Raw genomic sequence first — 24,679 nt, 5'->3', positions numbered from 1 at the left:
TAAAGGCAAATATATGTCTGATACTTAGACAATTGATCTAATTTCAGACACCTACATCCAGGCGCTCATACAGCGTGGCGCGGGCAATGCCCAGCATCCTGGCCGCTGCCACCTTGTTGCCCCCGCAAGCCTGCAGGGCTGCGGCAATGGCTCGGCGTTCGACCTCGGCGACCTGCTCGGCCAGGGGCCGGACGGCAGATGGCCCGGCAGCCGTCATCGCCTCAGCGGGCTGGGGCGATTCCAGCTGCTCGATGCCGGTCTCGCGCAACACTTGCGTGATCCGCACGCCGTCAATACGGCTTGAATCTCCCAGCAGGGCCGCCTGCTCCAGCACATTGCGCAACTCGCGCACATTGCCACGCCAGAGCTGTGCCGTCAGCAGATCCATCGCATCGCTGGTGTACTCGGGTTGCGGCAGGCCACTGCGCTGGGCCAACTCTTCGCCCAGAGCCTCGACCAACGCAGGGATATCGGCACGGCGTTCACGCAACGGCGGCACGCGTATGGGCAGCACGTTCAGGCGGTAGTACAGATCCTCGCGGAACTTGCCCTCGCGCACCAGTCGACCCAGGTCACGCGAGGTCGCGGCGATCACCTTGGCATCGAAACGCAGCAAACGGTTGGAACCCAGGGGTTCGAACTCGCCCTCCTGCAGGGCACGCAACAGCTTGGCCTGCAGACCCAGGGGCATGTCACCGATCTCGTCGAGAAAGAGCGTGCCACCATCGGCCAGCTTGAGCTTGCCGTCACGCCCCTTGCGCTCGGCTCCGGTGTAGGCGCCGGGCGCCACGCCGAAGAACTCCGCCTCCAGCAGGGTATCGGGCACCGCCGCGATATTGACGGTCACGAAAGCGCCGGCCGAGCGAGACGAGACAGCGTGGATAGCATGGGCCAGCAGCTCCTTGCCGGTGCCGGTCTCACCCAGCAAGAGCACCGGGCTGCCCGACTGCGCGGCACGACGCGCCAGGCGCTTGAGTTCCACCACGGCCGGGCTGGCACCGACAAAACTGGCAAAGGTGTACTTGGCGCGGCGTTGCCCGCTGCGCTGGTGGGCCAGTTCGCGGCGCGCATCGTCGAGCTCGCGCTGCAGGGCCGCGAACTTGTTGATCAGAGGCTGCAGATTGGTTTCGGGATGATCGAAGAGCACGATGCCCAGGGCGCCGATGACTTCGCCCGAGCTGTCGCGCAGTGGAATGCGGCTGACACCGAAGGTACCGGCCCGGTTACTGAGCAAGTCGATGAGGATGGGCTTGCCGGTTTCCAGCACATGGTGCAGCTGCGTGTTGTGCACCACGCTGGCCACCGGGTGGCCAACAAAATCCTCGACCCGTGCATAACCCAGGGCCGGCAGGAAACGCTTGTACTGTTCGTTGATCCAGACCACCTTGCCCTGGCGGTCCACCAGCAGCATGCCCTCACTGGCGTTGGCAAAAAGATCGAACATGGAGCGCGCGGCCAGCTCCAGGATGCTCTGGGCATCGCGTGGCAGGGCGTCCGTCTTTTCCATACGGCAATGGTACAGTGAGCCGCATGTTCCGCCCTCCCCTCTATCCCTGAGATGGATGCCCTGCGTATCGACAAATGGCTCTGGGCGGCGCGTTTCTACAAGACCCGCAGCTTGGCTGTGGAAGAGATCGGCAAGGGGCGCGTGCTGGTCAACGAGCAGGTAGTGAAACCGGCGCGAGAGGTGCGGCCTGGTGATCTCGTGACTCTGCGCCAAGGCCCCGTGACGCGCACCGTGACCGTTCGGGGTCTGAGCGGGCAGCGTGGCCCGGCACCAGTCGCGCAACAACTTTATGAGGAAACCGAAGCCAGCCGACAGGCACGCGAGGCCGCGGCCGAGCAGCGCCGTCTGGCCGCGGAGCCTGCGCTGAGCATCGAGCAGGGGCGACCGACCAAGCGGGATCGGCGACAGATGGACAAGGCCAGCTGGAACGATCGTTGGAGTGCGTCGGCGGAAAGTTGAATACCGACTCCCCTGCTCACAGGAGGAGGGATTGCTCAAGATTCATCTGACGCGAATTTCTCAGGGCTAGCGCCCCTGCGCTGCGCGGGTCCAGAAACAGAGGGTTCTCACCCGTCCAATTTCGCAAAAAAAAGCCCCGCACTGGGCGGGGCTTGTTTTTGGCGGAAACGGAGGGATTCGAACCCTCGATGAGGCTCTACACCCCATACTCCCTTAGCAGGGGAGCACCTTCGGCCACTCGGTCACGTTTCCTGAAAGGTCAGCGGAATTATCGCATGAATCCCGCCCTTGTCAGCGTTATTCAGGCCGCCGGCTGGTCCAGGTCAAAGGCCTTGTGCAGGGCGCGCACGGCCAGTTCCATGTACTTCTCGTCGATCACGACGGAGGTCTTGATCTCGCTGGTGGAAATCATCTGGATGTTGATGCCCTCCTCGCTCAGCGAACGGAACATCTTGCTGGCAATGCCCACGTGGCTGCGCATGCCGATGCCTACGATGCTGACCTTGCAGATCTTGGTGTCGCCCACGACCTCCTTGGCGCCCAACGCCGGCACGACCTTCTCCTTGAGCAGATCCATGGCGCGCGCAAAGTCGTTGCGGTTCACGGTGAAGCTGAAGTCGGTTTTGCCATCCTTGCTGATGTTCTGGATGATCATGTCGACTTCGATGTTGGCCTCGGCCACAGCGCCCAGGATCTGGTAGGCAATACCGGGCTTGTCGGGCACACCGACCACGGAAATCTTGGCCTCATCGCGGTTGAATGCAATGCCGGAAACAATGGCTTGTTCCATTTTCTCGTCTTCCTCAAAGGTGATCAGGGTGCCGGACTTGGCTTCCTCGTTGATGTCAATGTCCCAGGGCGTGAAGCTGGAGAGCACGCGCAGCGGCACCTTGTACTTGCCTGCGAATTCCACCGAGCGGATCTGCAGCACCTTGGAGCCCATGGAGGCCATCTCGAGCATCTCCTCGAAGCTCACGGTGTGCAGGCGGCGCGCCTCGGGCACGACACGCGGGTCGGTCGTGTAGACGCCATCGACGTCGGTGTAGATCAGGCACTCGTCGGCCTTCATGGCCGCTGCCACGGCCACGGCCGAGGTGTCGGAGCCGCCACGGCCCAGGGTGGTGATGTGGCCCTGGTCGTCGATGCCCTGGAAGCCGGTCACGATGACCACCTTGCCCTGGGCCAGATCGGCACGTACGCGCTGGTCGTCGATCGACTCGATACGGGCCTTGGTGTAGGCGCTGTTGGTCTTGATCGGCACCTGCCAGCCGGCGTAGCTGACCGAAGCCATGCCTTCGGCCTGCAAGGCGATGGCCAGCAGCGCGCTGGAGGCCTGCTCGCCGGTGGAAGCCAGCATGTCGAGCTCGCGATTGGTCGCATCATTGGATTTCGCGGGCGCGAGTTCCTTGGCCAGGCCGAGCAGGCGGTTGGTTTCACCGCTCATGGCCGAGGGCACCACCACCATCTGGTGGCCTGCGCGGGCCCATTTGGCGACGCGCTTGGCGACATTGCGGATGCGCTCGGTCGAGCCCATGGACGTGCCGCCGTACTTGTGAACGATCAGTGCCATTGAAGATGTTGGATAGGTGGCCACTGCATGCGCTTGCCGCAGCGACCGTTGTCTACAGGGGGAAGGTCTTGCCCAAGCCTGGTTTTCAGGCGTGCAAAACCTAGGGATTGTACCAAGTCAGTGCTTGCCCTTGCCGCTCCACATAACCTGCCCCGACCTTGATGCGGATGCCATGGCCCCGGGTCGTGCAAGCCGCCACCTGATCCAGCAGTTCCTCCAGCTGTGCTGCGCTCGGTGCCGTGGCATGGGCGCTGCGCAACCAATGGCGCAGCACATTGGTCTGGCGTTCGCGGCTCAGTTCCTGCAGCCGCCCGATCTGTGGCGGCAGGCCGACGCGCGCCAGGTCATCGGCCGCCACCTCGCCCAGCAGGCGCTGGGCCTGGGCAGCATGGGCGGCACTGCGGGCAAAGGTGTCACGGAACTGGGGGAAGACCGCTTCCAACGCTGGCAGCAGACGGGCTCGGATGCGGTTGCGGGTGTACTGCTCGTCGGCGTTGGTCGGGTCTTCGACCCAGGCCACCCCCCGTGTGCGCAAGGCCTCACGCAGCTCGGCCCCACTCACCTGGAGTAGCGGCCTGTAGTAGTGGATGCCGTCGCGCTCCCACTGCGCTGGCATGGCGCTCAGACCCGGAAGGCCGGCACCGCGGCTCAGCGCCAGCAAAAGCGTCTCAACCTGGTCATCAGCGTGCTGGGCCAGGGCGATGTGACGGATGGGCGGATCGGCCGCCTCAGCACACTGGCACAGGGCCTGGTAGCGCGCGCTGCGAGCGGCATCCTCCGGACTCTGCCCAGGGGCAGGCCGTGCGTCGACCCGTAGCACCTGCAACGGCACGCCCAGCCGCGCACAGAGCGCACGGCAATGCTGCTCGAAGCCGTCAGCTGCGGCTTGCAGACCGTGATGGATGTGGATGGCGCTGACCTGCCCCGGCCAGCGTTCGGCGCAGGCCAGCAGCAGCGCGGTGGAGTCGGCGCCGCCGCTGTAAGCCACGGCCAAGGGCAAGCCGGGCTGAAAGTCCTGCAAGGACTGCACCAGAGTGCGGCTCATCCGCGCACCCTGGGATCAGACACACGAGCCCGGGGCTTACTTGCCGCTGGTCTTGGTGTCGGTAAAGCGGCCATAGCTCTGCAGACGCTCGTAACGGCGCTCCAGCAGCTCCTTGACCTTGAGATCGGCCACCTGGCGGTAGGCGTCACCGAGGGCGCGCTTGAGGAAGGCCGCCATCTGCTTGGGATCGCGGTGTGCGCCGCCCACCGGCTCGTTGACGATCTTGTCGACCAGACCCAGGGCCTTGAGGCGGTGCGCCGTGATGCCCAAAGCCTCGGCCGCGTCCTGGGCGCGCTCGGCGGTCTTCCAGAGGATGGAGGCGCAGCCCTCGGGGCTGATCACCGAATAGACGGAATACTGCAGCATCAGCACCTGGTCGGCCACGGAGATGGCCAGCGCGCCGCCCGATCCGCCTTCTCCGATGATGGTGGTGATGATGGGCACCTCGAGCTGCGCCATCTCGAAAATGTTGCGGCCGATGGCCTCGGACTGGCCCCGCTCCTCGGCATCGATGCCGGGGTAGGCACCGGGGGTGTCGACGAAGGTGAACACCGGCAGACCGAACTTCTCGGCCGTTTTCATGAGGCGCAAGGCCTTGCGGTAACCCTCTGGCTTGCTCATGCCGAAGTTGCGCAGGCCACGCTCCTTGGTATCCCGGCCCTTCTGCTGGCCCAGCACCATGCAGGCATGGCCGTTGAAGCGGGCCAGACCGCCCACAATGCTCAGATCGTCGGCGAAGTGGCGATCACCGTGCATCTCGACGAAATCGGTGAAAAGCTCATTGACGTAGTCCAGCGTGTAGGGGCGCTCCGGATGGCGCGCGATCTTGGTGATCTGCCAGGGATTGAGGTCGCTGTAGACATCCTTGGTCAGTTGCTGGCTCTTTTTGCTGAGCTGATCTATTTCTTCGCTGATGTCGACGGCGGACTCGGTCTGCACATAACGCAGCTCTTCGATCTTGGCCTCGAGTTCGGCGATCGGTTGCTCGAAATCGAGAAATGTCTTCTTGGCCATGGAGAAACTCCTTGTTCTGTGTGCCCGCTCCCAAAGCGCCGGGCCCCAAACTTCAATACTCGACCGGTAGCGGATCGAGCGAGCGCCAAATATACCAAGTTGCGACGCTGCAAAATGGTGCCCAGGCAGCCGCCACTTCACGGGCATCACTGCGACTAACGGCCTCGCCGGAGAAATAGTTACGGCTGATGCCGTTGATCAGCCCCACGTCGTCCAGCGGCAGCACATTGGGCCGCAGCAGGTGGAAGATCAGGAACATCTCGGCCGTCCAGCGGCCGATGCCACGGATGCCCACCAGCTCCGCAATGATGGCCTCGTCATCCATGTCCTTCCAGGCCGCGACGCGGATGGCACCGCTGTCGAAATGCAGGGCCAGGTCCACCAAGTACTCGACCTTGCGCGCGCTCAGGCCCGCGGCACGCATGTCGTCGACCTTGAGCTTGAGCACATTGGCTGCGGTCATGCGCCGGGGCAGCTGGGCAAAACGGTCCCAGACGGTCTGCGCCGCCTTGACCGAGATCTGCTGGCCCACGATGCTGCGCGCCAGGGTGGTGAAAGGATCACCGCGGGTCTGCAAGGAGGCGTCGCCGTGCTGCGGGATCAGCCGCTTCATCACCCGGTCTTTCTTCATCAGGTGCTTGCGCGCCTCGTCCCAGTAGTCGGGCATGACGAGTTTGGTGGTCGCGGTCGGGCTCATTGCGCCGCCTCCCAGGTCGTGCCGGTGGGCGCGTCCTTGAGCACGATGCCCTGGGCCAGCAGATCCTTGCGGATGCGATCCGCCTCGGCAAAGTTCTTCTCCTTCTTGGCCGCGGCGCGTTGTTCGATCAACACCTGGATCGCCGCGTCGTCCAGCGTAGAGCCGGCTTTCAGAAAGGCCTCGGGATCGCCCTGCAGCAGACCCAGGCAGGCACCCAGCGCCTTGAGCAGACCGGCCAGCTGCGCCGAACCCGTCTTGTTCACCTCGGTCGCCAGTTCGAAGAGGACGGCCACCGCCTCGGGCGTGCCGAAATCCTCGTCCATGGCCGTCTTGAAACGGGCGGCATGGGCATCGAGCCAGTCGACCTGGACAGTCGCCGGCTTGACGGCATGCAACGCGGTGTACAGGCGCTTGAGCGCGCCACGCGCATCGTCCAGGTGGGCATCGCTGTAGTTCAGGGCGCTGCGGTAGTGCGCACGCAGGATGAAAAAGCGCACCGTCTCCGGATCGTACTGCGCCAGGATCTCACGGATGGTGAAGAAATTGCCCAGCGACTTGGACATCTTCTCGTTGTCCACGCGCACGAAACCGTTGTGCATCCAGTAACGGGCCAGGGGCTGTCCCGTGGCGCCCTCGCTCTGGGCGATCTCGTTCTCGTGGTGCGGAAACTGCAGGTCGGCGCCACCGCCGTGGATATCGAAGCTCTCACCCAACATCTCGCAGCTCATGGCCGAGCACTCGATGTGCCAGCCCGGGCGGCCAGGCCCGTAGATGCTGTCCCACTTGGCTTCGGCCGGCTCGCTGGGTTTGGCCGATTTCCACAGCACGAAGTCCAGCGGATCATCCTTGCCGTCGAGTACGGCCACGCGCTCGCCGGCACGCAATTCGTCCAGCGACTTGCCCGAGAGCTTGCCGTAGCCGGGGAACTTGCGCACCGCATAGTTCACGTCGCCGCTGCCGGCGCGATAGGCCAGGCCCTTCTGCTCCAGAGTACCGATCAGGCTCAACATCTGCGGGACATACTCGGTGGCGCGCGGCTCATGCGTGGGACGTTCGATGCCCAAGGCGTCGGCGTCCTGGTGCAGGGCCTCGACCATGCGATCGGTCAGGGAACGGATGGTTTCGCCGTTCTCCAGCGCGCGCTTGATGATCTTGTCATCGATGTCGGTGACGTTGCGTACATAGGTCACGCGATAGGCGCTGGTCTTGAGCCAGCGCTGCACCAGATCGAAGGCCACCATGGCCCGTGCATGGCCGAGATGGCACAGGTCGTAGACCGTCATGCCACAGACGTACATGCGGACATGACCGGGTTCGAGCGGGGTAAATGGCTCCAGCGCACGCGACAGCGTGTTGTAAATGCGCAGACTCATGGATCAATCAGGAACCGTCGGGCCAGGGCTGGGCGCGACGGCGGGGAACTAGGACGGGGGCTACAATCGAACGCAGTATAAAGCCCCGGCCAGTCTCTTTGGATCGGGTAAGCCCCACCCCTTGCACAGCACTTATGAAGCCCGGTAGCACCTCTCTTCTTGCCCTGGCTCGTCTGCTGACGTTGGCCGCCAGCCTGAGCGCGGGTCTGGCCCTGGCCGACGAGTACAGCGATATCAGCCAGATGCTGCGTGCCGGTCGGCTGCCCGATGCCCAGGCCCAGGTTGACCGGGCGCTGGCCGCCAAGCCGCGCGACCCGCAGATGCGATATTTCAAGGGCATCATCCAGCGCGATTCCGGCCAGATCGCCGAAGCGCTGGCCACCTTCACCAAGCTCACCGAAGACTATCCTGAGCTGCCTGAGCCCTACAACAGCCTGGCAGTCCTCCACGCCGCCCAGGGCGACCTGGACAAGGCGCGCAACGCGCTGGAAATGGCCGTCCGCGCCAACCCCGCTTACGTCACGGCCCAGGAAAATCTGGGTGACGTCCAGGCCCGGCTGGCTGCGCAGGCCTATTGCAAGGCCCTGCAGCTGGATGCCACCAACAGTGCCCTGAGAACCAAACTGGCGGCCCTGGGCAGCAGTTGCCCCTGATGACCATCGCTCGCGTGCGACGCCTCATCCTTCCGTCTGCCATTTCACGGGGTCTGTCCCCCTACAATTCTCTCCGTCCATGAAGCCCGGTCGCGCCCCTTCCTCCCCCCTGCTGCTGTCCGTCCATCTGCTGGTTTTCGCGGCCTGTCTCAGCCTGGGCGCAGCCCGGGCCGACGAGTACAGCGATGTGGCACAGTTGCTACGCGACGGCAAGCTGGCCGAGGCGCAAACCCGGGTCGATCGTCATCTGGCCGCCAAGCCGCGCGACCCCCAGATGCGCCTGTTCAAGGGCGTGATCCAACGTGAATCGGGTCGTCCGGCTGAGGCCATGGTCACTTTCACCAGGCTCAGCGAGGAGCACCCCGAGCTACCCGAGCCCTACAACAACCTGGCTGTGATCTACGCGGCCCAGGGCCAGTACGACAAGGCCCGCGTAGCCTTGGAAAAGGCCTTGCGCACCCATCCGAGCTACGCCACGGCCCATGACAACCTGGCCGAGGTTTATGCCCGGCTGGCCAGCCAGGCCTATAGCAAGGCACTGCAGATCGACGGCGCCCCCTCGTCCAGCCCCCCAACTCATCTCGCCCTGATCCGCGAGCTCCCCACCGCCCCTGGCAGCCAGCCACGTCCGTTGCTGGCCGCCGCCCCGACCGCCCCGACCCCGGCGGCGGCCAAGCCGGCAACACCGGCAACGACACCTGCCCCGGCCGCAGTCGTTGCCGTGGCGCCGCTGCAAGCCAAGCCGGCCGCTGCGCCTGCTGTGGCACCCGTCAAGCCGGCCCCCGCACCTGTTGCTGTACCCGCTGCAGCGGCAAACGGCAACCGGGAAGTCGAGCAGGCTGTGCAGGCCTGGGCACGCGCCTGGTCTGACAGGAACGTGGGCCAGTATCTCGCCGCCTATGACAAGGCTTTTGAAACGCCGGGCCAACAAAGTCGCAGCGCCTGGGAGCAGGACCGCCGCCTGCGCATCACCAGCAAGTCCCGCATCACCGTCAACCTGCTGGAACTGCAAATCACTGTCAATGGCAACCGGGCCGTGGCAAAATTCCGTCAGGACTACAAAGCTGATGCGCTGGCCGTCCTGAGCCGCAAGACGCTGGAACTGAGCAAGACCGGCGAACGCTGGCTGATCGTGAAGGAATCCAGCGGCGGCTGAGCCCCTCGCGCGCCGGCCCTGGGTCGCTCGCCGGATGGATCCGAACTGATATGAAACTAGGCCTTCGCCCTCTGTTGCTGTTGCTCGTAAGCGCCACCATCGTGCTCGTGGCGCTGGCCAGCGGCTTGCCGGCTCGCGTCGAGACGGCGGCCCTGGGCACTCAGCAGACACCTCCCCTGCAGGCCTTCCCCTCGGGCACCGAGTCGGGTGGCATGGCCCAGATCAATGGCGCGGCCGAGGCGCGCCTGATCGATGTCTACCGACTGACCGGCGCCGGTCGTACGCGCGAAGCCTTGCAGCGCGCTGAAAACCTGGTGCGCGACTACCCCCATTTCCAGCTGGCCCAGCTCGTCTACGGCGACCTGCTGACCACCCAGGCGCGCCCGGTGCGCGATTTCGGTGATGTGCCGCCAGACTTGTCGAGCGGGCATGCCGGCGCGACCCTGGGAGATCTGCGCCACGAATCCCAGATGCGCATCAAGGCCCTGCGCGAGCGCCCACCGGCCGGCACCATCCCTTCGCAGTTCCAGGCCCTGTCGCCGCGCAACCGCCATGCGATCGCCATCGATGCCTCGCGCTCGCGCCTCTACCTCTTCGAGAACACGCCGCAGCAGCTCAAGCTGGTCGCAGACTTCTACATCTCGGTCGGTAAATCCGGCATCGAGAAAATGGTCGAGGGTGATGCACGCACGCCGCTGGGCGTGTACTTCATCGTCAGCAACCTGGACCCCAAGTCGCTGAGTGACTTCTACGGTTCGGGCGCGCTGCCCATCAACTACCCCAACGTGCTCGACAGCAAGCGGGGCAAGACCGGTCGCGGCATCTGGCTGCACGGCACGCCCCCCAACCAGTTCGCCCGCGCCCCTCAGGCATCCGACGGCTGCGTGGTCCTGTCCAATCCGGATCTGGAGTTTCTCGTCCGTACAGTCGAGATCCGCACCACGCCCGTGGTCATCTCATCCCGGCTGGATTGGGTAGCACCCCACAGCGTACAGGTCGAACGCAAACCCTTCGAGGATGCGCTGGACGCCTGGCGCAACGCCAAATCACGCGGCGATGTGGATCAGCTGTTGAGCTTTTACACGCCCGACTTCAACAGTTTCGGCAAAACCCTGGCCGAGTGGGCGCCCTCGCTGCGCGGCGAAGTCGACAAGGCTCGTGGTAAGCCCATCCAGCTTAAAGACCTGTCCTATCTGCGTTGGACCGACGCAGCCGACACCATGGTCGTGACCTTTGGCGAAGTGGCCGACGGCGCGCGCAGCGGGCCGACCAAGCGTCAATACTGGGTGCGTCAGGGCAGCGAGTGGAAAATTTTCTTTGAAGGAATCATCGGATGACATTGTCTTTCTCCTCGGGGCTGCGCCGCGCCCTGTTGCTGGCCTGCGCCAGCGTTCTGTGTACTGGCGCCTTGCACGCGCAGGCCGCAGCTCCGCGCGTCAAGCTGGCCACCAGCGCCGGTGACATCGTGATCGAATTGAACTCCGCCAAAGCCCCCAAGTCGGTCGAGAACTTTCTGGCCTATGTAAAGAAGGGCCACTACAACGGCACCGTGTTCCATCGTGTCATCCCCGGCTTCATGATCCAGGGCGGTGGCTTCGACAAGTCCATGGCGCAGAAGCCCACCGAGAAACCAATTGAGAACGAAGCCACCAACGGCCTGAAGAACGACAAGTACACCCTGGCGATGGCGCGGACACCTCATCCGCATTCGGCTTCCGCGCAGTTCTTCATCAACGTCAACGACAACGCCTTCCTCAACCACACGGCACCCACGCAACAGGGCTGGGGTTATGCCGTCTTCGGCAAGGTCGTTGAAGGCATGGACATCGTCGACAAGATCGCCGCTGTGCCCACCGGCGACAAAGGCATGCACCAGAACGTGCCCCTGACCCCCATCACCATCAACGCGGCCACCGTGCTGCCCTGAGAACCACCATGAGCAATCCCCACGTCGAACTCCACATCGCCGACTTCGGCATCATCAAGATCGAACTCGATGCCGCCAAGGCGCCCAACAGCGTGGCCAACTTCCTGGCCTATGTGAACAAGGGCCACTATGACCGCACCATCTTCCACCGCGTGATCCCCGGCTTCATGGTTCAAGGCGGCGGCTTCGAGCCCGGCATGACCCAAAAAGCTACCGACAAGCCGATCGACAATGAGGCCAACAACGGCCTGAAGAACCAGAAATACACCCTGGCCATGGCCCGCACCAACGATCCGCACTCGGCCACGGCGCAGTTCTTCATCAACGTGGCAGACAACGGCTTCCTGAACCACACCGCCCCCTCGGCCCAAGGCTGGGGTTATGCCGTCTTCGGCAAGGTCGTGGCCGGCACCGACGTGGTGGACAAGATCGCCGCCGTGAAGACGGGGCAAAAAGGTTTCCACGGCGACGTGCCCAAGGAAGACGTGGTGATCGAGAAGGCCGTCGCGGTCTGAGCTCCCTGCGCATGACTTCGACCACCCCCCGGTTCGCCGAGCTGCAAGCGCCGGCGCACTGGCGGGTGGTCGATTTCATTTCTGATCTGCACCTGCAACCCTCGGAGCCTGAAACCCTGGACGCTTGGCAGGGTTATATGGCGCAGACACGCGCCGATGCGGTGTTCATCCTGGGGGATCTGTTCGAGGTCTGGGTCGGGGACGATGGCTCGGCCGCAAATGACGAAGACGCCCGCTTCGAGCGGCACTGCATCGAGGTCTTGAAGACAGCTTCCGCCCGATGCGCCCTGCATTTCATGCACGGCAATCGCGACTTTCTGCTGGGATCGGCCTGCGCCCGCACCGCCGGTTTCGCCCTGCTGGACGATCCTTCCATCCTGGTCTTCGGCGGCCAGCGCTGGCTGCTCACGCATGGCGACGCACTCTGCCTGGACGATACAGAGTATCTGCAGTTCCGCGCCCAGGTGCGTACGCCAGCCTGGCAGCAGGCCTTTCTGGCCAAACCCCTGGCCGAACGCCGCGCCATCGCACGGGGACTGCGCCAGCACAGCGAGGATCGCAAACGCAGCGGTGTCACCTATGCCGATGTCGATGCAACGCTGGCACAGCAGTGGCTGCAGTCCGGAAACGCCACCACCATGATCCACGGCCACACCCACAAACCGGCTGACCATGATATGGGCCAGGGCTTGAAGCGCCGGGTGCTCAGCGACTGGGACCTTGCCGCCCAACCGCCGCGCGCCGAAGTACTGCGCCTGCAGCGGCCGGATGCAACGGCTGCGGTCCAGGTCAAACGCCTGCGGGCTGGCGACGTCGTCTGAACATGTGGGCCTGGCTCACCCGCTTGGGGCGAGGTGAACGCCGACCGCGCACGGCCCTCCCTGATGCGCTCTGGCAGCAGGTTCTGCGTGATTGCCTCTTTCTGCAAATGCTGCTCCCTGCCGAACTGGCACGGTTGCGCGAACTCAGCGCCTTTTTTCTCGAAGACAAGGAATTCCACGGCGCCCAGGGCCTGGTCATCACCGACGCCATGGCACTCACCATCGCAACTCAAGCCTGTCTGCCGGTGCTGCACTTCGGCCCGGGCGACCGCCCTCTGGATTGCTACGACGATTTCGTCGGCATCGTTGTACACCCCGACGAGGTGGTTGCACAGCGCGAGGTGATGGATGAACACGGCGTGGTGCATCACTATGAAGAAGCGCTGGCCGGTGAGGCGATGCACGAAGGCCCCGTGATGCTGAGCTGGCGCGACGTGACGGCTGCCTCCAGCGAGACCGGCTACAACGTGGTCATCCACGAGTTCGTACACAAGCTGGACCTGCGTGACGGCCTGCCCGACGGCTGCCCTCCACTGCCCCCAGGGTTCATGGGCCAGCCCAGTCCCCGTGCGGCGCGCAGCCTCTGGCTGGCCACCCTGCAGGTAGCCTATGAAACCTTCCGCGAGGCGGTGATCAAGGCTGAGCGCTTTGGTGGCGAGCCCACCTGGCTCGACCCCTACGGGGCCGAAGCCATCGACGAATTCTTCGCCGTCACCAGCGAAGCCTATTTCGTCAACCGTGAGCGCTTTGGACGTGAGTTCAGCCCGCTGCTGCCACTGTACGACGCCTACTTCCGGGCTGGGCGCTGACCCGGTCGGTAGCTCAGCGCTTGAGCAATACCTTGAGCGCCTGTTGCAGACGCCGCGCCTGGCCCGCGTCATAGGCACCCGCGATCACACGCGCCACATCCTGTCCCCAGGTCTGTGCAGGTGCCGGTTCATTGCGCCGCGTCAGCAGCTGCAGTTGCAGGGCACGACGGGCGTCGAGCTGCTCGGCGGGGGTCGGTACCTCGGCAGCGATCTCCAGACGCAGGAGGGTATCGCCCGCCGATGCCACGGGCGCGGCCGCGAGCGCCTGTGTCCACAGGCTACGCACGGCGGGCGTCACACGCCCGCCAATCTCGGCCGCCGTCGGCAACTTGGTGGCATCGCGCTGCTCCCAGGCACCCAACAGTTGCGTCAGTGCTTCGCCGTGCGCCTGCATCGCCAGCCTCTTCAAGGTCGCCTGCGCATGCTCCAGGGCGTCGCGCTGGGCGCGGAAAGCCGCATCACCCAGACGCGGGCCTTCGCGCTCACGGCCGAATTCACGTCGACCCTCGCGTTCGGGTCGGCGTTCGTCGCGACGCGGTGCATCGCGCCGTTCACCGGGCCGGCCACGCCCGGCCGGCGCAGCGGGCTCGCTGCGCTTCATGCCCGGACGGTCATCACCGCGCACGGCCACCACGGGCTTGCGCGGCTGGACGGGCGCCGTTGGCATGGTCTCTTCGCTCGTCGCTGGGACTTGTTCCTGTACCGCAACAGACTGTGCCTGCGGTGCGGGGCCGGATTCTTTCATCGCAGCCTCCAGGCCAGCCATCGCACTGCGTATGGCCTGCACATCGCCGCTGGCGTTGGCAGCATCCAGCGCCTGAGCTGCCAGCAACACAGCCCGGTCGTGTTCACTCATGGCCGCAGCCGCCTGTTCGCGGGAGGCGCTCTTGCGTGCAAAGGCCTCGTCGATCGGCTTGCGGAAAGCATCCCAGAGCTTCTGCTCCTGGCGCCGCTCCAGCGGCACAGCATGGGCCTCGGCCTGCCAGCGCTGCTGCAAGGCCTTGACCGCGTCGATGCGCAGCACGGGTGCCGCCCCCAGGGCTTCGGCTTCCTCGATCATCGCTTGCCGGTTCTGCAGGCTGAGCTTCTGCGCAGATTCCAGGGGGGCGGCCGCGGCCTGCATGGCGGCCTTCCATTGAGGCTGCATCTCGGCAAAGGCTTTTTCACTCAGATGCCCGGCTTCGCGCCAGCGCTCGGCAAACTGGTGCAGTTCGCGGTTGAAAGTCTTCAAATCACTGGCCGCTGCGGCCGCCTGCGTTTCGCCCCAGGCCTTGAGCTCCGCGATCAGGGCCAGGCGTTTGGCCCTGTGCTCGGCCGATTCGGCCCGGATCTTCTCCAGCCAGGCCTCAACCACCTTGTAGGCCTGGTTGCAGGCCTCGTCAAAACGTTTCCACAGCCCGTGGTTGGGCACCCCGCCCTGGTCTGTCTGTTTCCATGCCTCGCGCAACTCGCGCAGGGACTCCTGCATCTTGCGCCCGCCCAGGGCTTGGCCCTCCGGCCGATGGAGCAGCGCCTCGGCCTTGGTCACCAGTTCCTCACGCAGCTGGTCAGCGCGCCAGCGTTGCCAGCCTTCAAGCTCGCCCGCAGCGGCCAAAGCTGCATGAGCCTGGCGATCCAGCTGACCATCTATATGACGGCCGTGCTCCTTGAGCGCCTGGCGCAGCGCATTCGCCGCGCCTGTGCTGGCCTTGCCATGCCCCTGTGCGACTTCAGCCTCCAGCCGGCCCAGCACATCCCGCACGGCCGCCGTCGCCTGGGCCCGGGTTTCCGGGTCAATCTTGGGCTTGGGAGCAGGCGCGGCTTCGGCCGGCAGACCGCGTGCCTGACGCAGCTCATCGGCCCAGACGGGCACCTGGGGCAGCGCTGCTGCGGGATCAGCGGCAGCCGTCCGGGCCTGGACCAGCGCCGCGCTGAAAGCCTCCCAGACCAGGGTCAGTTGAGCCCGGGAGGCCTCCAACTGCGGGGCGAAACGCAGATCGATGCTGGCCCAATGCGCATCTGCGGGCAGTGCTTGCGCTTCTGCCTGCCAGTGGCTCACATCGGCAGCCAGACTCTCGGCGGCCGCCTGGGCATCGCGCCAGGATTTGGTGGACAGTACTTCGATGCGCTGGGCGAGCAGCACCGCGGCCTCGCGCTGCACCTGCGCGCGGTGCTGAACATCCTCGATGGCTTTGACGCGGTCGGCCAAACGTGTCTTGAGTGATGCCAGAGGCTCGCGGCTCAGGGGCGCCCCCGCCTTGGCGGCATCCCGCTGCCAGGCCATGGCATCGGCCACATTCAGTTTTACGGCGTCCAGCAGAGCCTGGGCCTTCTGTGCCCAGTCGGCCGCCATGCCTTCCTGGTCGCGCTGGCGCTTGAGCTCGTCCAGTTTTTCGCGCAGGGGCTTGGCGGCCCCTTTGTCCTTGACACTCAATTCGCGGTACACCAGCTGCATCTGTTCAATGGCTGGCTCGCTTTGCAACCAAGCCCTCACGCGAGCCGCGCGTTCGCTGGCCGTGTGCGCGGAAAAGGCCCCACCGGTCAGTTCATCAAGGGCTTGGGTATCGTTGCGTTGGGCAGAAGGGGTCGAAGAAGACACTGTGCGGACTCGGCTGGCAAATTAAAACGCGATTGTCGCCGTCATTTGCACCATCCCAGCGGATTTTTGCCGCTCGGCGAGACGCCAAAGAGAAAGCCCGGCCGGGTGGCAGAAGCCAGCCCGCCGGGCCTGACGGCGGGCTATAAGCCCATGCCGTCTGGGTATCGCAAAGGGGAGAGTTAAGTCCCGCAATGCGAAGGAGGCAAGAGATTGCCCCCATTTGATTGCCAGTTTGGCGCTGGCACCTGCACCCTGTAGGTGTGTGCCGGCTACTTCCAGCAGAAGCGCCTGATGTGACAGGCCCACTCAGTCTAGCCATGCAGACTAGGGATTCAAATCAGGCTATCAATGAGACCGCCCCCCCCGATTGAGGCTGAACGCCCCACGCCCATGGGTCAGAAAAACGACTCTGGATGGCACTGTTACAAAATACAGTGGAGTTCAGGCTGTTTTTGACATGGCTTATATAAGTGATTGATTCTTATGGATTATTTTTTCAGTCCCTGCATGTATTCACTCTCTTTATTCAAATTTAAGACTAATTAATTTAATTGATATTATTGACTGGTTATATAGAGGGTCTTACAATTCGTTTCATCCCTGCTAGGGAATACCCCAATCCGCTGCCGACCCCGGCTACATCGGATCACATGCCGGCAACACGTCGCCAGGCCGATCCAGATGGCGTACCAACCCAGACGTGCTGACTGCGGTCTGGTTCTGTGCATAAACCACAGCCCCAGACCCGGCACCACGCGAGATGAGGAAGTGCTATGACAGCGTTTCAAGAAATGGGCCAAGGCCTGCGATCCGTCGCACGCCAGATCTCCCAGGTCTTCTTCGCCACCATCCACAACAGCTTTGCGCTGTTGGGGCTGGCCGTTCTTTTTGCCACCATTGCCCTGGTGGCCCGTCCTGAGCTGCGCCGGGAAGGTGAAGTCCAGTTGATGGACTGGCTCCAGAACCGCCAAACCGAAACTGCAGGCATCGAGCCTGAGCCGGAAGCGGTGGAGCGCGCCACGGCGGCTCACCCGCACGACCTGCCCAAACAGCAGGCCGCCGTGGCCTATTGGCTGAGCAAAAAGTACCGTGTGGCCCCCGAACCCGTTTCGGCGCTGGTCATGGAAGCGTATGAAATCGGCCGCCGAACGGATATCGACCCCCTGCTGCTGCTCTCGGTCATGGCCATCGAGTCCAGCTTCAATCCCTTTGCGCAGAGCCCGGTCGGGGCCCAGGGCCTGATGCAGGTCATGACCCGTGTGCACAGCGACAAATACGAGGCGTTCGGCGGCAAGCTGGCGGCCTTTGATCCGGTTGCCAACCTGCGCGTTGGCGCCCTGGTGCTGCAGGAATACATCCGGCGCTCCGGCTCCATCGAGGGGGGGCTACGCATTTACGTCGGAGCGGCCAACCTTCCGGATGACGGGGGCTATGCCAACAAGGTACTGGCCGAACACTCGCGCCTGGTACAGGTGGCCGCCGGACGTGCGGTCCCCACCCAAACCGTCCAGCCCATCCCGGTGACGGCGCCGGCCAAGCCGGCCGCGTCCGACACCCTGGTCCTGCTCAATTCCTGACTTCCTGCCTGAGCCCGGCGGTTGCTCTCCGCTACACTAGCTGGGCACGCAACTGGCGATAGGCGCGTCTGCCCCCCGGGGCAGGCGACGCTGACGTGGACCCACCACTGGGAAGCGTGCCGCGAATGGGACGACAAACCCATCCCGTGTTCAGCCGTTCGCCTGGGCAGCCCCCACCCCACCGGGGGACACCTGTTTATTCCGACCGCCATGTACAACCGCAACATCCTCGTCGAACAGACCGACCCCGAACTCTGGGCAGCCATCCTGGCCGAGAACGCCCGCCAGGAACACCACATCGAGCTGATCGCCAGCGAGAACTACGCCTCGCCTGCCGTCATGGCTGCACAGGGCACCCAGCTCACCAACAAGTACGCCGAGGGTTACCCGGGCAAGCGCTACTACGGCGGTTGCGAACACGTCGATGTGGCCGAGCAGCTGGCCATCGACCGTGTCAAGGCCATCTTCGGTGCCGACGCCGCCAACGTGCAGCCGCACTGCGGAGCCTCGGCCAACGAGGCCGTCTTCCTGGCCTTCCTCAAGCCCGGCGACACCATCATGGGCATGAGCCTGGCCGAAGGCGGTCACCTGACGCACGGCATGGCGCTTAATATGAGCGGCAAGTGGTTCAACGTCGTCTCCTATGGCCTGAACGCCAAGGAAGAAATCGACTACGACGCGATGGAGAAAAAGGCGCACGAATCGAAGCCCAAGCTCATCATCGCCGGCGCCTCAGCCTACAGTCTGCACATTGACTTCGCACGTTTCGCCAAGGTGGCCAAGGACGTGGGTGCCATCTTCATGGTGGATATGGCGCACTACGCCGGCCTGATTGCCGCGGGCGTCTATCCCAACCCCGTACCGCATGCCGACGTGGTGACCTCCACCACACACAAGAGCCTGCGTGGCCCGCGCGGCGGCATCATCCTGATGAAGGCCCAGCATGAGAAAGCCATCAACAGCGCCATCTTCCCCGGCCTGCAAGGCGGCCCGCTCATGCACGTCATTGCAGCCAAGGCCGTGGCCTTCAAGGAAGCGATGGACCCGAGCTTCAAGTCCTACCAGCAGCAGGTTGTTAAGAACGCGCAGATCGTGGCCGAGACGCTGACCCAGCGCGGCCTGCGCATCGTCAGCGGTGGCACGCAAAGCCACGTCATGCTGGTGGACCTGCGCTCCAAGGGCATCACGGGCAAGGAAGCAGAGGCCGTGCTGGGCGCCGCCCACATGACCATCAACAAGAATGCCATCCCGAACGATCCCGAGAAGCCCATGGTTACCAGCGGTGTACGCGTCGGCACACCAGCCATGACCACCCGCGGCTTCAAGGATGAGGAGGCCCGCATGACGGCCAACCTGATCGCCGACGTATTGGACAAGCCGCGCGACGAGGCCAATATCGCCGCTGTACGCGCCAAGGTCAATGCGTTGACAGCGCGCTTCCCGGTCTACAGATAAGCCCGATCAATGAAATGCCCCTTTTGCGGACACTCCGAGACCCAGGTTGTCGAGACCCGGATCTCGGAAGACGGGGATTTCATCCGCAGGCGCCGTCAGTGCGGTGCCTGCGACAAGCGTTTCACGACCTACGAACGGCCTGACGTCAACTTCCCATCCATCGTCAAGAAGGATGGCCGGCGTATCTATTACGAACGTCCGAAGCTGCTGGCCTCCATGCAGTTGGCGCTGCGCAAGCGGCCAGTCAGCACCGAACAAATCGACAGTGCCATCGAGCGCATCGAGGAAAAACTGCTCAACCTCGGCCTGCGCGAAGTACCTTCCACGCGTATCGGTGAGCTGGTCATGCGCGAGCTCAAGAAACTGGACAAGGTAGCCTATGTACGCTTTGCCAGCGTCTATCGGAGCTTTGAGGACATTGACGAGTTCAAGACCCTGGTCGACGAAGTAAGGCGCTAGGACCCGCTCATCGGTTCCAGCAGTAGTTGACATCCTTGCGACCTGACGCCCCCTTCTGCCCAAGGCTATCCAAGGTCAGTGTGCCGCAATCGCTGTCGGTCCAACCGGAAGGTACGGCCGACAAGCTGAAAGAGTTGGCCGTGGCACTGGTCAAAGAAATGGCATAGCGGGGGTTCCCCTCCTGCGGCGACACCTGCAACCGCGCGGGCAAGGCAGGAGGATTATTTGAAGCATCCAAGAACTTGAAATTCGCCGAACGGTAGCGCTCCATGAACTGGGCAGCTTCCAGCAACACGGTCTTGGCATTGGCTCGATAACCACGCTGTATATAACTTGTATATGCCGGTAGGGCGACTGCGGACAGGATACCGAGAATGGCCACCACGATCATCACTTCGATCAGGGTAAAACCGTGTGCCTTCCGAGGCCTCTCCAGAGCGCCGATTTTTATCATTTCAGTTGCCTCCAAATCTGCCGGGTGATGGTAGGTACTGCAACCGCTCCAGGCGTCAAATTGATGCCCAGCACGCGGGTCATGCCCGGAACCCCATTGATCGTAACAGTCTGCGTGCCACCGGCGATGGTACTGAAAGAGGATGTCGGAGGCGAGCTGACATTAAAGACCGTTTGACTGATATACAAAGTGGGCGCACGGGATTCAGACAGGACGAATACGCCACGCGGTGAGCCACCGACAATTTTGATGGAGTTCTCACCCAGACTCTGGAACGCATTGGCCGCACCACCAGTGGCTGGATTGATCGCAGTGATCCAGGTGTCAAGGCCCGCATTGCACTCGTCGGCGCTGGGGACAATGGATGTGAACAAGAAAGCATCGACGACGCCCGTCTGTGTATAACGCACAGGAGGAGCAATCACCCGCTCACCCACCGCCAGACCCGTGCCCGTCAATGGAACGACCCAGCCTTTCTTGCCACTGATCAGCCACCAAGCGGTACTCGGGGTTGAAACGGTTCGACGGTCTGTCGTCCCACCCGTCATGGCGATCGTCATGGACGACAGGGAACTATCGCCAGAGATTGAAGGCGAAGTGGAGAGCGTGTACAGCAGGTCATCAAACACTCCGTAAAGCGCCTGAACGGTTGTATCGGAGGCATCGGCCGAATCAAGGTACCGCCCCGTGCCGAAGTAAATCATCTTGCCGGCAGGCGCCCCCGTCGGTGAATTTCCGATCTTGATTTCTGCCGTGATATTTCGACCAGAAGGCGGCTGGAAGACCCAGGCGCCACTGCACCACGGACCGCCCACAGCAGGTGCCGTACAGGTCGTCGAACTGGTCGACAAATCGAAGCGCCAGATATTTCCTTTGTAATCGGCGCCGTATACATACTCGATCGTGTCTTGGTCCCCAGATGTTTTACGGACTGCCTCGATAGAGCTGATCCCATTACCGGTGACCGTGTTATTTGTATCCAGCACCTTGATGATCGAACCATTGTCCAGACGGACCACAAACAATTTAGCCGTTCCGGTCGTGCTGTTGTAGCCGTTGCCAAAAATCGCAACCCAGATGCCATTCGGCAATTTCCCGATGGCAGGGCGGCTCATCACGTTGCCGAAGGCATTGAGATCGGCCCCACTCAGGGTGGAGCTGTTGATTTCCCAGAGCACGTTGTTCGCGGTAAAGGTCTTTGAACTGGCATTGATGGCAAATACCGTCTTGGCCCCCGCGCCGCCTGCGGCAACCACTGCCGTCCGCCAACTGGCCGTAGCGTCACCTGGAACAGCAATCTTGGCGTGCCCCATGCCGATAGCGCCATCGACCGTGAAGCGATGCTGGTAACCTGGGAAGCTCAGGTCCGACATTTTCGTGCGTGCGGCCTGCGGCATGAAACCGAACAACTCGACCCCGCCCGCTGCACTGGGATCCGCATCGAAGATATGGAGGAAACCGTCATTGGCCCCTACCACGATCGTCTCAAAGTTCAGGCTAGCCACATAGGGGGCATAGGTCGAGTCACTCGCGGTGTAACCATAGTCGCGCGTCGTGATGATCTGCGGGTCGGAGTTCACGATATCGCCCAACACGGAACCGAATTCCGCTCCGGCGGTAGTACCACGGTTACGGTAAGTACCACCCTTGCGCTCTTCGTTCGCCTTGTCTCCCAGCAAATAACTATAACGACTGGAATCCAGGAAGTCATTCTGTTCTGCCGTCGTCAGGGAAGCCCAGGTGGAAGGCAGCAGTTGGACAGGGGTGTTGGTCCCGCCTCGGCCGAGGTAAAGATTGCGGGCGGAGGGCGCACCCAACTTCGATGCGGCCTCCCAGGCAGGCGTATCCGAAGCCGTGCCGTTGACCGACGAAACGGGGAAGGCATAAAGACGCGAGGACCAGGTCAGGGAGTCATAACTGGCCTGGTAGATGGCTGCCGAGCCCAGACTGCGCTGGCCAACGCCAACCACACTGGTACTCGCCACGGCAGCCAGGGCTGCTGCGGCACGGAAGGCCTTGCCCATCTGGACCGGCAGGTCCGAGGGGTTGGTGATCTTGAAGTAGTTGGTCGGATCACCGTTGGTATCGAACACACCGGCACCACCGTACTTGGCCGCATACCAGAGCGGATCCTTGGGCACATATTCGCCGCCGCTGCCGGACCCCAGCGTGAAGGTGCGTGTGACCGAACGGGCCAAGCGAACGGTATTGGCGGGCACACGACCGGTGGACGGAGCCGGGTCTTGGCCAGGACGCGTGTCGAGATAATAGACCGGGTTGTCAGTCTGATCGGCCACTTCCAGGTACACGCCGTCCTTGGTGGTGCCTGAAATGATGTAGCCCATGTTCTGCTGGATCGAGCCGGCCTCATAGTAGCTGTCCAGTTGGACAATCAGACTACCAGACGCGTCGACGGAGAGGGTGTAATAAACGTTCGCGTCCGCCTCGTTGTCACCGCCCTGATCCATGTCGGAGAAACTGGCCATGAAACGTATGTAGGGGCGACCGCTGTTGACGCCGGCATTGGCATTCGATGTATGAGTGTTGTAGATCGAATCGATGTACAGCAGCGTGATCAAGCCCGTCGGCTGGAATGCGCCCACCGCTTGGGAAATACTGTTACCACCCACCGATTTGGAGAACGGCACCATCGAGACTTTCTTGCCGTTATAGGTGAATTCGATGCGGGGAATCACAGACCCCAGCGCCACCGAAATCTGGTCTACGTTGCCGACACTGACGCTACTTGCACCATCCGATATCCGTACACCGGTTTCACGCCCATACTTGGCAACGCTTGCGGCCAGATAGCTGCCCTGGGTATTGGTTTCGTCCGGGGCAAGTCCACGCAAGGTGGCAAAAGTTGTCGCGGTCTTGGGAGTGGGGTTGCCATCGCTGTTGGTCAGCGTGGTCTGTCCCATGAAAAACTTCTTGGATGAGCTTCTCAAGGTTCCATCAGGAATCTGGCCGGATCCGGCCAGCAACTCCTTGGCCCAAATATCGTTCGCTTCGGCCGCGACATCCAGGGTTTTCACAGCATTCAAGGCGCCAGACCCCGAAGGCAGGGCAGTCCCATAGCCAGTGACGATAGGGAAAGGTGAACCAGGAAGCTGGTCTGAGTCGAAGCTGGTGATCGGGTCAGCAATCACCATCTGGACCGGACGCGAACAGATAGGACTCCCCCCCGATGCTTTGGGACGGTAGGGATTCGCCCAAGTGGACACCAGCGGGAGACCCAGACGGGTATCCGGACTGGTGGATGCCGAGACACCATTGATGTAGGCCGTGGTCGGCGAAAGCCCCGCAAAGTAACGCAGGCCCTCAAACATCATTTCGGCAACAGGGGCCCCCCACATATGGCACTGCCCCTGGGTCCGGAGGCTTGTGAAATTAAAGCCGCAGTCGTAGGTGTAGTTCGTTGTGCCATCGAAACCATAGGTGGTCAGCTTGTCGATCGACTTGGCAATGCCAACCACACTGGTAAAGATACCGGTGGCCGGATCCACCTCGTCCGTGAAAGATCCGATGTTCTTGCGGACCACACCACCTGAATAGTTATTGAGGTAGGAGCCGGTCAAGAGACCAAACTTCAGGCTGTCTTTCTCGCCATAGTCATGGAGCACGCCTGTCGGTTTCCAGATGGTTGGGCTGGCTTTGGGATATCCCACACAGCCCGCTTCACGCTGACCGCTGATGGCCACGCAGACTTCCACTCGAATCTTGGCATTGAAGGAAGACACTGGATACGTCTGAGCGGAGTAAGACGTACCTGATCGCTGGCCTGGAAGCCCATTGTTCGTAAAGCCGGCGGGACGGGTATAGGCAAACGTTCCGTTGGCCCCGCCAATCGGACGTTCGCTGGAAGACCAGATCCATACGCGGTCGATCACTGCATCAACGCTCTCAGCAAAGCGGATAGTGGGTACCTGCCGGTTCGTGTAGACCGTGCTGGCATCCCCCTCACTCTTGACCAGGAAGGTGTGCATTTTGCCAGCAGCCGGCGTGGACAAGGGGGTGTAGTAAGTGATGTTGTAACTGTCAGGGCCACCAACAGAAGTCGGCCGGAATTCCTTGCCCCAGATATGACTGTCATTCGGAATATTGGCTGCTTCCAAAATGGTCAGAGAACTGGTATCCGTAAGACGATAACCGCCATAGAGCACGCGGCGCAATGCATCCATACGCGACGTGGTGGCCCAGTTCAGCCAATTGCCATGCCAGCGCGCCGTGGAAGACGTGGAGCAGCCCGTGGTTGCGCTGGCAATGGAAACCGGGCGGAACCGTGCCGTGCCGGTCGACTGATAAAGATAGCATCGATCACTGGCAAAGTATCCGTAGTAGGTGATCGATGGCTTGAAGCCGACATCGATCAGGCCGTCGCCGTCCAGGTCCGTCGTATCGTTATAGGCGGAATAGTAGAGTCGATGATCACGACTCATGTTCAGCATGACCAAGCCTGGCGCGCTCTTGAGCGCCATGATCGGAGTCTGCGCGATCGGAATGGTCTGTGCCAAAGCTGCACCGGCCGTTACGACAAGCAGCGCTGACAGTGCCAGAAACCTGAGCACGGACTGGAATGAGCTGGACTTTTTCATGATGCCTCCATCCTC

Annotated in this window: 20 protein-coding genes, 1 tRNA gene and 1 riboswitch; of the genes, 11 read left to right on the top strand and 10 right to left on the bottom strand. The window is 62.7% G+C overall.

Going from position 1 to position 24,679, the window contains the following annotated elements; translation table 11 throughout:
* Positions 1 to 43: 43 nt before the first annotated feature.
* Positions 44 to 1,507 carry a sigma-54 interaction domain-containing protein gene (locus AC07NT_RS04450; protein WP_498597633.1) on the bottom strand — a complete coding sequence of 488 codons (1,464 nt, stop codon included), beginning with the start codon at positions 1,505 to 1,507 and terminating at the stop codon, positions 44 to 46.
* Positions 1,508 to 1,558: 51 nt separating this feature from the next.
* Between AC07NT_RS04450 and AC07NT_RS04445 the strand changes: the two genes are divergently transcribed.
* Complete coding sequence (locus AC07NT_RS04445) at positions 1,559 to 1,966, top strand: RNA-binding S4 domain-containing protein (protein WP_498597634.1); 408 nt, start codon at positions 1,559 to 1,561, stop codon at positions 1,964 to 1,966.
* Between the two features lie 159 nt (positions 1,967 to 2,125).
* Here the strand turns inward: AC07NT_RS04445 and AC07NT_RS04440 are convergent.
* From AC07NT_RS04440 to cysS, 6 genes are all read right to left on the bottom strand, one after another.
* Positions 2,126 to 2,218 (bottom strand) — tRNA-Ser (locus tag AC07NT_RS04440).
* 49 nt (positions 2,219 to 2,267) lie between these two features.
* On the bottom strand, positions 2,268 to 3,536 hold the full coding sequence (locus AC07NT_RS04435) for an aspartate kinase (RefSeq protein ID WP_498597635.1): 1,269 nt from the start codon (positions 3,534 to 3,536) through the stop codon (positions 2,268 to 2,270).
* Between the two features lie 100 nt (positions 3,537 to 3,636).
* Entirely contained in the window at positions 3,637 to 4,581 is a 945-nt protein-coding gene (gene tilS, locus AC07NT_RS04430; protein WP_498597636.1) for a tRNA lysidine(34) synthetase TilS, read from the bottom strand.
* A gap of 36 nt (positions 4,582 to 4,617) precedes the next feature.
* Complete coding sequence (locus AC07NT_RS04425; protein WP_498597637.1) at positions 4,618 to 5,595, bottom strand: acetyl-CoA carboxylase carboxyltransferase subunit alpha; 978 nt, start codon at positions 5,593 to 5,595, stop codon at positions 4,618 to 4,620.
* A 52-nt stretch (positions 5,596 to 5,647) separates the two neighbouring features.
* On the bottom strand, positions 5,648 to 6,292 hold the full coding sequence (locus AC07NT_RS04420) for a DNA-3-methyladenine glycosylase family protein (protein ID WP_498597638.1): 645 nt from the start codon (positions 6,290 to 6,292) through the stop codon (positions 5,648 to 5,650).
* Positions 6,289 to 7,665 carry a cysteine--tRNA ligase gene (gene cysS, locus AC07NT_RS04415; RefSeq protein ID WP_498597639.1) on the bottom strand — a complete coding sequence of 459 codons (1,377 nt, stop codon included), beginning with the start codon at positions 7,663 to 7,665 and terminating at the stop codon, positions 6,289 to 6,291. Before cysS ends, AC07NT_RS04420 begins: the two co-directional genes overlap by 4 nt.
* Positions 7,666 to 7,799: 134 nt before the next feature.
* Between cysS and AC07NT_RS04410 the strand changes: the two genes are divergently transcribed.
* From AC07NT_RS04410 to AC07NT_RS04380, 7 genes are all read left to right on the top strand, one after another.
* Positions 7,800 to 8,318, top strand: a complete 519-nt coding sequence (locus tag AC07NT_RS04410; RefSeq protein ID WP_498597640.1) for a tetratricopeptide repeat protein — start codon at positions 7,800 to 7,802, stop codon at positions 8,316 to 8,318.
* A gap of 79 nt (positions 8,319 to 8,397) precedes the next feature.
* Positions 8,398 to 9,474, top strand: coding sequence for a L,D-transpeptidase Cds6 family protein (locus tag AC07NT_RS04405; protein ID WP_498597641.1), 1,077 nt, complete (start codon positions 8,398 to 8,400; stop codon positions 9,472 to 9,474).
* A 50-nt stretch (positions 9,475 to 9,524) separates the two neighbouring features.
* Positions 9,525 to 10,811: a L,D-transpeptidase family protein gene (locus AC07NT_RS04400; RefSeq protein ID WP_498597642.1), complete on the top strand. Its 1,287-nt coding sequence runs from the start codon at positions 9,525 to 9,527 to the stop codon at positions 10,809 to 10,811.
* The gene (locus AC07NT_RS04395) at positions 10,808 to 11,401 is read left to right on the top strand and encodes a peptidylprolyl isomerase (RefSeq protein ID WP_498597643.1); all 594 of its coding nucleotides are present in this window, start codon (positions 10,808 to 10,810) and stop codon (positions 11,399 to 11,401) included. Before AC07NT_RS04400 ends, AC07NT_RS04395 begins: the two co-directional genes overlap by 4 nt.
* Positions 11,402 to 11,409: 8 nt before the next feature.
* On the top strand, positions 11,410 to 11,916 hold the full coding sequence (locus AC07NT_RS04390) for a peptidylprolyl isomerase (RefSeq protein ID WP_498597644.1): 507 nt from the start codon (positions 11,410 to 11,412) through the stop codon (positions 11,914 to 11,916).
* A gap of 11 nt (positions 11,917 to 11,927) precedes the next feature.
* Positions 11,928 to 12,737, top strand: coding sequence for a UDP-2,3-diacylglucosamine diphosphatase (locus tag AC07NT_RS04385; protein ID WP_498597645.1), 810 nt, complete (start codon positions 11,928 to 11,930; stop codon positions 12,735 to 12,737).
* Positions 12,738 to 12,739: 2 nt separating this feature from the next.
* On the top strand, positions 12,740 to 13,546 hold the full coding sequence (locus AC07NT_RS04380; protein WP_498597646.1) for a M90 family metallopeptidase: 807 nt from the start codon (positions 12,740 to 12,742) through the stop codon (positions 13,544 to 13,546).
* Between the two features lie 13 nt (positions 13,547 to 13,559).
* Here AC07NT_RS04380 and AC07NT_RS04375 read toward each other — a convergent pair whose 3' ends face one another.
* Complete coding sequence (locus AC07NT_RS04375) at positions 13,560 to 16,124, bottom strand: DUF349 domain-containing protein (protein ID WP_498597647.1); 2,565 nt, start codon at positions 16,122 to 16,124, stop codon at positions 13,560 to 13,562.
* Positions 16,125 to 16,897: 773 nt separating this feature from the next.
* Here AC07NT_RS04375 and AC07NT_RS04370 point away from each other — a divergent pair.
* The 3 genes from AC07NT_RS04370 to nrdR all read left to right on the top strand — a co-directional run bounded on the left by AC07NT_RS04370 (position 16,898) and on the right by nrdR (position 19,615).
* A complete protein-coding gene (locus AC07NT_RS04370) occupies positions 16,898 to 17,701 on the top strand; it encodes a transglycosylase SLT domain-containing protein (protein WP_498597648.1) in 804 nt (267 codons plus the stop codon).
* A gap of 38 nt (positions 17,702 to 17,739) precedes the next feature.
* Positions 17,740 to 17,876: riboswitch (ZMP/ZTP riboswitch) on the top strand.
* Positions 17,877 to 17,911: 35 nt separating this feature from the next.
* Positions 17,912 to 19,156: a serine hydroxymethyltransferase gene (gene glyA, locus AC07NT_RS04365; protein ID WP_498597649.1), complete on the top strand. Its 1,245-nt coding sequence runs from the start codon at positions 17,912 to 17,914 to the stop codon at positions 19,154 to 19,156.
* Positions 19,157 to 19,165: 9 nt separating this feature from the next.
* Positions 19,166 to 19,615, top strand: a complete 450-nt coding sequence (nrdR, locus tag AC07NT_RS04360) for a transcriptional regulator NrdR (RefSeq protein WP_498597650.1) — start codon at positions 19,166 to 19,168, stop codon at positions 19,613 to 19,615.
* 7 nt (positions 19,616 to 19,622) lie between these two features.
* On the opposite strand, the gene AC07NT_RS04355 is transcribed toward nrdR, so the two are convergent.
* Both AC07NT_RS04355 and AC07NT_RS04350 read right to left on the bottom strand, forming a co-directional pair.
* On the bottom strand, positions 19,623 to 20,069 hold the full coding sequence (locus tag AC07NT_RS04355) for a type IV pilin protein (protein ID WP_498597651.1): 447 nt from the start codon (positions 20,067 to 20,069) through the stop codon (positions 19,623 to 19,625).
* Positions 20,066 to 24,664 (bottom strand): pilus assembly protein, encoded by a 4,599-nt coding sequence (locus AC07NT_RS04350; RefSeq protein WP_498597652.1) that lies wholly within the window; start codon positions 24,662 to 24,664, stop codon positions 20,066 to 20,068. The genes AC07NT_RS04355 and AC07NT_RS04350 overlap by 4 nt, the downstream gene beginning before the upstream one ends.
* Between the last annotated feature and the right edge of the window lie 15 nt (positions 24,665 to 24,679).

The organism is Hylemonella sp. GW821-FHT10B10 (assembly GCF_059415585.1).
Note: the sequence above shows the minus strand (reverse complement) of the source record. Positions and strands in the feature narration are given on the sequence as shown.

Coding starts and splice junctions, on each gene's coding strand:
- AC07NT_RS04400 (WP_498597642.1), top strand. CDS start 9,525: ATGAAACTAGGCCTTCGCCCTCTGTTGCTGTTGCTCGTAAGCGCCACC.
- AC07NT_RS04385 (WP_498597645.1), top strand. CDS start 11,928: ATGACTTCGACCACCCCCCGGTTCGCCGAGCTGCAAGCGCCGGCGCAC.
- cysS (WP_498597639.1), bottom strand. CDS start 7,665: ATGAGTCTGCGCATTTACAACACGCTGTCGCGTGCGCTGGAGCCATTT.
- AC07NT_RS04410 (WP_498597640.1), top strand. CDS start 7,800: ATGAAGCCCGGTAGCACCTCTCTTCTTGCCCTGGCTCGTCTGCTGACG.
- AC07NT_RS04405 (WP_498597641.1), top strand. CDS start 8,398: ATGAAGCCCGGTCGCGCCCCTTCCTCCCCCCTGCTGCTGTCCGTCCAT.
- tilS (WP_498597636.1), bottom strand. CDS start 4,581: ATGAGCCGCACTCTGGTGCAGTCCTTGCAGGACTTTCAGCCCGGCTTG.
- AC07NT_RS04370 (WP_498597648.1), top strand. CDS start 16,898: ATGACAGCGTTTCAAGAAATGGGCCAAGGCCTGCGATCCGTCGCACGC.
- AC07NT_RS04355 (WP_498597651.1), bottom strand. CDS start 20,069: ATGATAAAAATCGGCGCTCTGGAGAGGCCTCGGAAGGCACACGGTTTT.
- AC07NT_RS04390 (WP_498597644.1), top strand. CDS start 11,410: ATGAGCAATCCCCACGTCGAACTCCACATCGCCGACTTCGGCATCATC.
- glyA (WP_498597649.1), top strand. CDS start 17,912: ATGTACAACCGCAACATCCTCGTCGAACAGACCGACCCCGAACTCTGG.
- AC07NT_RS04420 (WP_498597638.1), bottom strand. CDS start 6,292: ATGAGCCCGACCGCGACCACCAAACTCGTCATGCCCGACTACTGGGAC.
- AC07NT_RS04435 (WP_498597635.1), bottom strand. CDS start 3,536: ATGGCACTGATCGTTCACAAGTACGGCGGCACGTCCATGGGCTCGACC.
- AC07NT_RS04350 (WP_498597652.1), bottom strand. CDS start 24,664: ATGAAAAAGTCCAGCTCATTCCAGTCCGTGCTCAGGTTTCTGGCACTG.
- AC07NT_RS04445 (WP_498597634.1), top strand. CDS start 1,559: ATGGATGCCCTGCGTATCGACAAATGGCTCTGGGCGGCGCGTTTCTAC.
- nrdR (WP_498597650.1), top strand. CDS start 19,166: ATGAAATGCCCCTTTTGCGGACACTCCGAGACCCAGGTTGTCGAGACC.
- AC07NT_RS04380 (WP_498597646.1), top strand. CDS start 12,740: ATGTGGGCCTGGCTCACCCGCTTGGGGCGAGGTGAACGCCGACCGCGC.
- AC07NT_RS04450 (WP_498597633.1), bottom strand. CDS start 1,507: ATGGAAAAGACGGACGCCCTGCCACGCGATGCCCAGAGCATCCTGGAG.
- AC07NT_RS04425 (WP_498597637.1), bottom strand. CDS start 5,595: ATGGCCAAGAAGACATTTCTCGATTTCGAGCAACCGATCGCCGAACTC.
- AC07NT_RS04395 (WP_498597643.1), top strand. CDS start 10,808: ATGACATTGTCTTTCTCCTCGGGGCTGCGCCGCGCCCTGTTGCTGGCC.